Origin of the sequence: Olivibacter sp. XZL3 (assembly GCF_004368405.1) — a bacterium.
Lineage (GTDB): Bacteria > Bacteroidota > Bacteroidia > Sphingobacteriales > Sphingobacteriaceae > Olivibacter.
Genome location: NZ_SBJH01000091.1, coordinates 1 through 10,404, shown reverse-complemented (window position 1 = coordinate 10,404; position 10,404 = coordinate 1). Strand labels below are relative to the sequence as shown.

At 39.6% G+C, this 10,404-nt stretch carries 10 protein-coding genes; 4 read left to right on the top strand and 6 right to left on the bottom strand.

Annotated elements, in window-relative coordinates; genetic code table 11:
• Window positions 1-3: 3 nt before the first annotated feature.
• The 4 genes from EPX21_RS18375 to EPX21_RS18360 form a co-directional block, all read right to left on the bottom strand.
• Entirely contained in the window at window positions 4-831 is an 828-nt protein-coding gene (locus EPX21_RS18375) for a hypothetical protein (protein ID WP_134091142.1), read from the bottom strand.
• Window positions 832-926: 95 nt separating this feature from the next.
• Window positions 927-3,338 carry an outer membrane beta-barrel family protein gene (locus EPX21_RS18370; RefSeq protein WP_134091141.1) on the bottom strand — a complete coding sequence of 804 codons (2,412 nt, stop codon included), beginning with the start codon at window positions 3,336-3,338 and terminating at the stop codon, window positions 927-929.
• Window positions 3,339-3,344: 6 nt separating this feature from the next.
• A complete protein-coding gene (locus tag EPX21_RS18365) occupies window positions 3,345-3,878 on the bottom strand; it encodes a hypothetical protein (protein ID WP_134091140.1) in 534 nt (177 codons plus the stop codon).
• Window positions 3,879-4,471: 593 nt separating this feature from the next.
• On the bottom strand, window positions 4,472-5,332 hold the full coding sequence (locus EPX21_RS18360) for an AraC family transcriptional regulator (RefSeq protein ID WP_134091139.1): 861 nt from the start codon (window positions 5,330-5,332) through the stop codon (window positions 4,472-4,474).
• Window positions 5,333-5,436: 104 nt separating this feature from the next.
• Between EPX21_RS18360 and EPX21_RS18355 the strand changes: the two genes are divergently transcribed.
• The 3 genes from EPX21_RS18355 to EPX21_RS18345 all read left to right on the top strand — a co-directional run bounded on the left by EPX21_RS18355 (window position 5,437) and on the right by EPX21_RS18345 (window position 8,087).
• Window positions 5,437-6,651: an MFS transporter gene (locus EPX21_RS18355; RefSeq protein ID WP_134091138.1), complete on the top strand. Its 1,215-nt coding sequence runs from the start codon at window positions 5,437-5,439 to the stop codon at window positions 6,649-6,651.
• A 261-nt stretch (window positions 6,652-6,912) separates the two neighbouring features.
• Window positions 6,913-7,677, top strand: coding sequence for a type I methionyl aminopeptidase (map, locus tag EPX21_RS18350; protein WP_134091137.1), 765 nt, complete (start codon window positions 6,913-6,915; stop codon window positions 7,675-7,677).
• A gap of 173 nt (window positions 7,678-7,850) precedes the next feature.
• Window positions 7,851-8,087 carry a hypothetical protein gene (locus EPX21_RS18345; RefSeq protein ID WP_134091136.1) on the top strand — a complete coding sequence of 79 codons (237 nt, stop codon included), beginning with the start codon at window positions 7,851-7,853 and terminating at the stop codon, window positions 8,085-8,087.
• 200 nt (window positions 8,088-8,287) lie between these two features.
• Here the strand turns inward: EPX21_RS18345 and EPX21_RS18340 are convergent, their stop codons facing one another.
• Both EPX21_RS18340 and EPX21_RS18335 read right to left on the bottom strand, forming a co-directional pair.
• Complete coding sequence (locus EPX21_RS18340) at window positions 8,288-8,467, bottom strand: hypothetical protein (protein WP_134091135.1); 180 nt, start codon at window positions 8,465-8,467, stop codon at window positions 8,288-8,290.
• A 63-nt stretch (window positions 8,468-8,530) separates the two neighbouring features.
• Window positions 8,531-9,109 carry a hypothetical protein gene (locus EPX21_RS18335; RefSeq protein ID WP_134091134.1) on the bottom strand — a complete coding sequence of 193 codons (579 nt, stop codon included), beginning with the start codon at window positions 9,107-9,109 and terminating at the stop codon, window positions 8,531-8,533.
• A gap of 790 nt (window positions 9,110-9,899) precedes the next feature.
• Here EPX21_RS18335 and EPX21_RS18330 point away from each other — a divergent pair.
• Entirely contained in the window at window positions 9,900-10,274 is a 375-nt protein-coding gene (locus tag EPX21_RS18330; RefSeq protein ID WP_134091133.1) for a hypothetical protein, read from the top strand.
• Window positions 10,275-10,404: the final 130 nt, after the last annotated feature.

Genomic DNA, 10,404 nt, shown 5'->3' with positions numbered 1-10,404 from the left:
TCATCAGTTGGACTGAGATACTAACTCGATAGAGGGGTCAGTATGTCCAGCGGAGGGGTCAACATCAACATTATATCCATTCACTAATCCTCTTCCGGAAATATACGGAATAGTATCCGATAACCTTCTTTTTATTTGGGAAACATGGCTAGGCAGATAGATCTGGTAATCGTCGCCCAGTACGGAAATAATATGGGCATGGGGCGGAACAATAAATCCCGTCCCGCCCCAGCACATGATGCTATCGATCTCTTTGCCGGAAGAATTGGTAATCTCATTGGATAAAAGTGTTTTTCGCTCTTTTGAAAACACTTCTGGCCGGCCATCCTTTCGAATAGCGAAGCCATTTATTATGTTGATTCCAAATCTTCCTGCCAGTTCATTAACAGAGGCACCGCATGGCATATGATCCGTTACAAGAAATAAGCTTCCTCCGTCGGCTACCCAATGGGAGAGTTCGTTTATTTCGTCTTGAGAAAAAGCTGATCTCGCCGGCAGATCCCAGTCTTCCATATCATACATCGCATTTACGGTTACATAAATCTTTGCTTTTTTTAAAAGCTCAAAAGTCACTTTTTCTTTGCTGCTTACTACTTGATAGCCGTCACTTGCAAGTAGTTTACCAAAAGCGGAATAGGCTCCCTTTAATGTCGACGCATTATTATGTGCTTCATCAAATACAATTAGGGGACCGTTTCCTATCTTGTATACCGGAACCGAAACTGGGTAGTTAAAGTTTTCGTCTGCCACTTGCTGTGCTATTCCGTCAGATGTACAAAAAATAACCATATGCCAAAGGAAGAAAATTCGACTAACTGTCTTTTGTATCATAATTGTTTATTTTGCTTTTAGCCATATATCGTCTTCAAAACAGATAACCTGCATTGCTTCTTTATCACTTAATAAAAAAGTGAGCGGGAAAGCAACTAGTCAGTCTTAACACGATTATATTCTTCTGATTTCTCCACTTCTTTACGGCGTGTTTTTCCATCGGTTCCGCCAAAATTATAGGTAAAAGAAAGTCTGAAATTTCTGCTTTCAATTCGTTGTTTCAAGTTGATGTCGATATCCTGATAATGAATCCTGGCCCGGGTTTGGTCGGTATAAAGAATATCATTTGCATTTAAATTGATTTTTCCTTTTCCTCCCAATACGGTACGTTGTAAACTCAAATTTAAACTGCCCTTACTTTCGATTAATGCAAACTCGTTCAAGGATTTACTGATATAGTATCCAGATGCTTCAAACGTCCATTTTCGATCAAACCGATAAGCAAGCTGTAGGAAAGAAAGTACATTCCATCGCTGTTGATCAAACACTCCGTCTAAATAATGCGCCCGATATCGATTTGACATGATTTGATTGCTGATGTATCCTTCGGTATTCGGAATAAACGTAATCGGTAAATTTAATTGGGCTGAAAAGTTTTCGTATCTTCCAAGATTATCCGGCATGGTATAGGTCACATTTCCAATTTGCTGGGGAGCATTTTGAAAAATAACAGCTGTTCGGATATTGTAGGAGAGCAGAAAGAACGGCTGATTCCTAAATGTCAGCGCAAGCCGGTATTGGTTTGCCGTCTCCGGTTGCAATAGCGGATTTCCCCTCGTATAGGTTAGCGAATCAATGTACCGTATAAAGGGATTTTGCTGCAGATAGCTCGGTCGATTAACGCGTTTGCTGTATTGAAATACTGTTCCAAACGTCTTCGAGATATTTTTTTTAATAAATAGAGAAGGAAATAATTGCAAATAATTTCGATCTAACACTTCCACCCCTTTTTCATCCCCTGTCGCTCTGGTTTGTTCCGCACGCACGCCCAACTTCACTTTCGCGAATTTAAAACGTCTTTCAAGGGACAGGTAGGCCGCATTGATGTTTTCTTTATATGCAAAGTCTGTACTCGTCTCGCTGTCTATCACGCCATTTCTCAAAAAACGCAGGCCGTTGTCTATTGTTGCATAACTTGTCTTTGCCCCCAGTGCTAGCGTGTAGTCGGTAAACACCCTTTTTGTGAAGTCCGTTTTGGCAACAAAGAGCTCAATCGGGTTGCTTATCGTTTGATGGTTCACATAATGATCGCCCATATCGAGCACGTTGTCGTACTCGCCGGCACTATTGATTTTGAATGCTGAGTACTCCACATCAGCAGACAATTTTCCTCCTACGGTATCCACATGCAATTGCCATCCAACAGTCAAGCTTGTATTGTGCTGCTTCTCATTCAAATCGATTAAACTGCTGAATGAGCTGATTTTGGCACCGCTGTTAGCCAACAGTTCGTCCGTTACATTATTACTTTTCTTGCTTATTGCCCTGTTTAGTGTACTGATGCCGACACTCAGCGTATTCTTTTTTGTCAAATAAATGTCCCCACCAAATAGCACATGGTGGTTCTTCGCATGCCAAGGTGTATAGGAACTTTGATAAAACAAAACGGAGTCTATCGTTCGCTCAAATTCTTTATAGTCAAACACGTTACTATAAAAATAGTTATAGTAACCATACAGGCTTACCTTATCGGTACTATAATTTAGGCTGATAGAAGGGCTAAGTGTATTAAAGTTCCTATCCACCTTATCCCTTCTTTTATGATAGATACCCGTTCCTCCCAGCATATTTAGGCTTCCGCTCCAACCATCGGCTTTCTTTCGCTTCGTTACAATATTAATTATACTCCCTCCAGCCGCTTCATAACTGGCTCCTGGATGTGAGATTACTTCCACTTTTTCAACATTGGCAGCACTCATTCCCTTCAGCGCTTGTGAGACATCGTTGTATCTAGACTCCCTGCCATTGATCAGAATAGTTGCACTTCCAGTACCTGCTAATGCTATCTTATCATCTGAAACTAGAAGACCGGGAATTCTTTTTAGCAGCTCGAACGTTGAAAGTCCAGATGCGGAAGGAATTTGATTAACGTTAACGACTAAGCGGTCAGCTTGTTGCTCAAACACATCTTTCGATGCAGTTATCGACAACTCGTCTAAATTGATGACATCCGCATACAACGTAATTTCAAGCGGTGCGTTTTCATCGATATCCAATGCGATTTCCCTTGTTTCTTCCTGATATCCCATCGCGTTAGTTTTCAAAAGAAGCGTTGCATTTCCGTTAATGGAGAACTCAAACTGTCCGTTTTGGTCACTGAATGTTGAATCTCGTATTTGGTTATCGGATGAACTTATTCGGATAGCGGCATAAGGAATTGGCTTTCCATCTTCACTAACAACAACGCCAGTTAGTTTAGTTTGAGCAAATAATGTAAGGTGGGTTAAAAGAAAAATAATAGGTAAGAAGAATTTCATCGGCATTAATAAATTAACTGATATTCTCATCGCCGTCTATTTTGCTTTTAGCCATATATTGTTTTCAAAAGAGATAACCTGCATTGCTTCTTTATCACTTAATAAAAAAGTGAGCGGAAAAATACCATCATCGCTTAGGAAGGTTTCTGATCTGGGCGTAAAGGCAATGTCTTTATTGTCCCATAGCTGTTTTAACATCAGTCCCTTTGCCGAAGATCGGATTTCTATCCCGAGGCTAGTGTCATCTTTTAAAACATAGGTTCCTTCGAGCCCTTTTATTTGTGCTGCCGACAGCTGTTTGATTATTGTGGGATTAAACCCGACTTTTGTTGTCATGATTCTTCCCAATAGTCTGGCATGGGTAAACTGACCGGAACTACCTTTCAGAAATTCGATTTTGTGGCCTTCCTCTTTTGATTCAAAGTTTGTTTCATGTGCAATAACACCTGTATGAGTGGATGCCTGTGCGAAACATGTCGGTGAAAGAAATGCGCTTATTAATAAAATGCTGCTGATAGCCGTGGCGATTTCGATGGCGATTGCAGACTTGAATGCGTTCCTTGTTTTCATCTTTTTACTTTTTTAATTGTTAATGAGAGCTCGATGTAAATATTTATTGGCCTGTATGTCAATAATATTGGCATCTCGGTTTCATAATTATTTTTTATGATGCAATGATAACTCTTCAGCAGTTAGAAGAAGTTCGGATGGATGCAGATGAACAGCATTGCTGACAAAGGGTAGAAAGTGGTGATAAAAAGGGGGAATAAACAGGCGTACGTGCTTACTCCGGTTTCGGGGGACGATTTGTGTTTCACTTCCGAAATGATTCAGCGCATAAACAGATAAAAGATGGGGAAGGTATCGTCCTTAAAACCAAAGAAGAACTGGACGCATACTTCGATAGCCTGTAATGTACACCGTCATTATATCACGCAATGCCGAAATAGACTTAAGGGCATTGAAGAAATCAGAACCGCAAGTATAAAAAAAAAGGCGGTATCTCTCATTAAAGAACTTGCAGAACACCCAAAAACTGGTAGAGGCAAACCGAGTTGATTTAAGTTTGAGTGATAAAGGAGGTTTGTTTTATTAAAGCAAATATAAAATAATAATTGATCGTTCAAATTAGTAAGGTGAATTTTAGAACGAATGCAGCCCGCTTAATACCCAACAGGTGGAAACATGCTTATCGCTTTTTTCCGAAACTCTTTGGGGCTTATTTTTCTGATTGTTTTGAAATAGTGTGACAAATGGCTTACGTCCGTAAAGCCAAATTCAACGGCAATTTCTTTTATTGTAAGTGTAGGAACGGCAAGGCGTTTCTCTACCAGCTTGATGCGGTATTCGCTTACATAATCCCCGTAAGGGATACCGAAATTACGTTTAAAATAGGCGCTGAAATAAGCGGGGGCGATATGGAAATGTTTGGCAATATTTTTCGTAAGCAACAGCTGCGGTTCGTAAATGTGCTCGTGAATGTAGGAAATTAACTCTTCGTTGCCAGCTTGTCCTTTGTCCACACGAATGCTAAGTTTCATAGCCGCTTCGCGTATTAGTCCGAAAATAGACAATAACTGATAATAGACCAAAGGCGACGAAGCGATGTCTTTTCGATTATTGTACGCTACAATATTGTCAATCGTATTGCGTAGAATGGATGCGCTAAGCTCGTCCATTTCGAGTTTCACTTCTTTCAATAATTTGTTGCGCATAATTTCTTCGGGACAAGAAAAAAATAATGCGTCTGGGCGGTGTTGTTTGTGGTTGGCAAAGTAACTGTCAGTAAATTTGATGAATGTAAATGTTGAGCGCTTTTTCACATCAAAATAATGTTTGTCTTCCGGACTTACGATAAAAATATCGCCCGAACTATACGGAAAGCGGTTATTGTTCAAAATGTGGATGCCGTAGCCTTTGCGGATATAAATCATTTCGTAGAATGAGTGTTTGTGCTTCGGCAGAGGGAATGTCTCTACGTTCCACTCGGTTATTACCAATGTTTCAAATTGTACCCTCCTCATGACAGTTACTGGTGGTTGTGTTGTAAATATACAAACTTATATCTAAGATATACAAAGTTTGACAATCGTTGCGACTTTAACTTTGCGCAGCAAAAAAATTAGAAATGAGTACAAACCAGGATCTCAACATCATGTCCAAAGCAACCGATCGTCATAAAATCGTCTACCCGATTTTGTTTATGATCAGTCTTTCGCATTTATTAAATGACTTACTTCAGTCGATTATCCCATCTATCTATCCGATCATCAAGGATGAATTTCAATTATCATTTGCACAGATCGGTATGATAACGTTTGTTTTTCAAATGACGGCTTCCATCTTTCAGCCCTTTGTAGGAGTCTACACAGATAAAAAACCTAATCCGAGATTTTTAGTTGCGGGCATGACCTTATCAATGGCGGGGCTGCTGTTCTTGGCTTCTGCACATGCTTACTTCGTACTGCTTTTTGCGGTCGCCTTAATCGGTATGGGATCTTCGGTGTTCCACCCTGAAGCTTCGCGGGTGGCACGACTTGCTTCTGGCGGACAAAAGGGATTGGCGCAATCTATTTTTCAGGTAGGTGGTAATTCGGGAACAGCTATCGGACCGCTATTAGTCGCATTCATAGTACTGCCATTGGGACAAAGTTATGTAAGCGTCTTTGCCGTTCCCGCTTTTGTCGGAATGATCGTTTTATGGAAAATCGGAAACTGGTATGCCGGGCAATTGGCTATGGGCAGAACTTCGAAAAAGGCAGTCGTTGCAACTAATGTCCCTTTGTCTCCTAAACGTGTTACGTTTTCCCTCATTGTTCTGTTGATACTGGTGTTTTCAAAATATATTTACTTGGCATCTATCAACAACTATCTTACCTTTTTTCTTATAGAAAAGTTCCAAGTGTCGGTAAAAGACGCTCAAGTGTGTTTATTTGTTTTTGCGGCTGCTGTTGCGGCAGGAACTATTTTAGGCGGTAGATTGGGTGATAAATATGGGCGGAAGAACATTATTTGGATTTCTATTTTGGGCGCAGCGCCTTTTACGCTGTGTCTGCCTTATCTTCCCTTCGGCTGGACCATTGTTTTTATCGTCTTCATCGGTTTGATTATTGCTTCCGCATTTTCCGCAATTTTAGTCTTTGCGACGGATCTTATGCCCGACAAAGTTGGTTTGATCGCCGGATTGTTTTTTGGTTTTTCGTTCGGAATGGGAGGTATTGGCTCTGCGATGCTTGGTGCATTAGCCGATAGCAGCGGTATCGAATATGTGTTTAAAATTTGCGCTTTTCTACCGCTTATCGGAATAATTGCAGCTTTCTTACCTAAAATATCAAGAGGATAGCTTATATCTCATCTTAAAAGTTTAAAATCTAGTGTACTTGATTTTATTTTAGAGGGCCGGTAGCATTTGATAGTAATGTTATTTTTTATGTAATTGTTGCTTAACTTTACCAATCGCGTTACGATAAAACCTAAAATTTGGGTCTTATCGTAACACAAAAGGTAATATGGAGGACGATGTGGTGGCCGTTTTTTATTGAAAGCGATTAAAATTCTCGATTTTTATTTAAGTTTGTATACAAGAAACAACACTTTCTACCATATGTCAATAACGAGAGAAGAAGAACTAGTTGGGATGAGAAAAGTTAGTGAAGCCGTTGCCTATACGCTAAAAGAAATGCGTAACTATGCTCAACCTGGTATGACAACAAAACAATTAGATATGTTTGGAGCAAAAGTGCTTTCGGACTTTGGCGCCAAGTCTGCACCATATTTAACTTATGGTTTCCCGGGGTGGACTTGCATAAGTGTTGACAATGAATTTTGTCACGGTATTCCTTCGGAAGAGCGAGTATTAAAAGAGGGAGATTTAATAAACATTGATGTTTCAGCAGAACTTGATGGATTTTGGGCAGATAATGGAGCTTCTTTTGTTCTTGGAAAAGACATTTATCACCATCAAAAATTAGTTGACGCCTCCAAAGAAATTTTGAGAAAGACCCTCAGTAATATCAAAGGTGGTGTGAAAATTTCAGATATTGGGCACTTAATGGAGACCGAAGCAAGAAAAAGAGGCTTCAAGGTGATTAAAAACCTGGGTGGGCACGGTATCGGTAGGAATTTACACGAACAACCTGAAGAATTAATGAATTATAAAAACAGATTTGACCAACGTAGGTTTAAGAAAAATTCTGTCGTGGCCATTGAAACATTTATATCAACTTCTTCAACCTATGCCGAAGAACTTAATGATGGCTGGACAATGGTTGGCAATAGAGGGGGATATATGGCACAACACGAACATACTATTATTGTCACTGAGGGAAGCCCAATAATCCTTACAGAGATGAACGAGATATTAAATTGACAAAACTAAAGCAAGGGCGATTTCGGTTGACCCCGAAATCCAATAGGCACACGGATATCGAACTTACAGTCCGAGGTAAAGGAAGTAACGAGTTACAACTGAAGAATCCCATTTTTTCTATTGTTTAGTTATCCTGAACTGTTTGAAAGAGTGCGTTTGTTCAATCGTACTTCATGAATTTCATTATCGACCGTTTCTCAATCGAAGAAGCCATAACAGCTTCTGCTAAAGTTGCCTATCTGACTTTATTACTGAATAAGGAAAATCAGGAAATAGAACGGTTCAAAAATCCGTTGGAAATGAAAGATTGGCTGATTGAAGATCCAACCTACAATAAATTGAATAAGTTAAAAAAACCAATCCGGAAGCGTTTTTCTATTGGTATAAACCAATTAACGATTAATCTATAATCAATCCTGAGAGCTATGAACAAACGGACTTTATCAGAAAGAGATATTTGAACGAAATTTATCACACCTGCTTTGGAAAATGCAGGATGGGGTGTTACTCATATTCATTCTTATCGATGTAATTAATAAGGAATGGCTCTATATATCGATAGCACAAGCTTGATGATCAACTCCTATTTTTTGTGCTTTTAGATGGCTTGTTAATGTTCTTTCGGCTTCTCTTTCTCCAACACACCAATCAACTTCGCGAGAAGTGCATTTTGTTCTCGGCGTACATTAAGTGATCGGTTTATCCATCCGTCAATGATACGGTAAAAAATGTAGATGATGAGTGCAATGACGCCTAAGTAAATTGAAAGGACTAAGAATGTGTAGTACATAACAAAGGTTATTTTGGTTTAACATTAATAATAAAGTTTTTCGATCGTATGATGATACGTTGATTATTTCGACTTTTTACTTTTCGCAATAGGCTTTATAAGCCGGTAATATTCTTCAGGTCTACCTCGCTTACCTTCGACTTTATTGGTTTTTCCAGTTTTTTCCACAATTCCCTCAAGGTCCTTTTTAAACCGGTCTGTTATCTGTTTATAATCAGTTAGACCCAGGTTGAATTTTGAATCTACTTTATTGCCGATTTCAGAGGGTAGGAAAACGTACCCAACTTTATACTCGGAGAGTACGACGCTTATCTTTTCCGTTAAGTCCAGCGAGGTATAAGTCTTTGGAACGGGGTGACCTACCTTTTTTCTATACGCAATTCTTTCTTTAGTTCTATCAGGTAGGGAATCAAAATTCGGCATTGAATGATTGGGGTTTCCGAATTCGAAATACCTCAGCCCAAAAATTTGTGATATAGATTCGAGGGTTTTTAGTACGGCCCCTCTAGTTCCGTCCAATAGGCCTATTATAGCATCTTTATTTGAACCGATTAAGAAAGCGATGTCAACGTCTGCCAACCCAAAGGCGTCCATATACTGGCTAAGTATTATTGAATATTCTTTCGATACGTTAACTTTCATTAAATCGTTATTTAGTAGAAATAGTTTTTGTTTTTCTAATAAACTATTTATATTTGCATTACATTATAGCGAGACAAGTAGGGTAGGCCGCGAAGGTCTACTATTTACGATGTTGCTCATGCAAGAAAACCGCTAATTTTCCCCATGAGTCGACCGTGAACTCGCCCTTTTATTGAATTGTGTTACCTTTGTTGTACCATATTCAATAGGGTGGGTCTCATGTTAGACTTTGGGGGAGCCTTGACGAAGTCAAGGAGGTTCTTAGCGGTACCACTTGCCAAAGCATTGAGACTCACCTTATTGTTTAAATAAGTCTATTTTGCTCAATAGCAGCATCGTTTCATAAAATCAAGATTATGAGAACGAGACAAACCAAACCGACCACGTACCCAAACCGCAAATTATTTGCGGGGTTCGCCATTAATAATGGTCGGCCATGGGCACATCCTAAATCCTTACAAAATCCTATAAAGAACATAATCGCATCGCCAGAATAAGGCAGGCCAAAAGATAAAACAGGCTGTGGCTGGCATAGGAGCTGATGTAAAAAAAGCCCTTACCCAAAGCGGGTTTAAAAAATGGCCCAAGCCCATTCTGTTTACCGACCCCAATGCCGTAAGAAAACATGTGTTTGCTTAGGTTTTGGAATAGGCATTTCTTTTGGTTACTTGCAATGATCTAAAGATAGTGGCTTTCTATAAATCTAACAAATAATCGCATAATTTTTCTCACGGCGGGTGGGTCGGTATTTAAAAATCAATTACTTAAATATCGATAATAATCAACCAACATGAAGCAAAATTTACGCTTAAGGGGAGGGGTATGTCCTGATGAGCCGTCAGAAGTCAGCTATCAGCCTTTAGTTAATGCCGCCTCTCGAACGGATAAAATATTAAGAAGAGTAGGCAAGGCGTCGCCTGTGATGAGTGATGAACTATTAGTGATTAGTTCGCTCGTGCCTTGCGTTCAGAGATACTTGGCTTCATATAGATTTCTCCGTTCCGCACAGGCCTGTTTAATACCTCCAGTCGAAATGACGGGAAACCTGAAGGATATAGGGCGAAATGCACGTGAAATATGGCGAGATGCACTTACTGAAAGGCCAAATGCATCTGCTGGCAGGCGAAATGCAAAAAAAAATACGGCGAAATGCAAAGAAATTTAGGCGAAATGCACGATTCAGAGATGAACGACCTATTAAAGGATTGGCCTTGCTTGTCATGTCCTAAAAAAAGTAGACACTTTTATTGTTGTTGATTAAGATGTTGGAATGTGGGAAACTCCAGAGGAGTTTT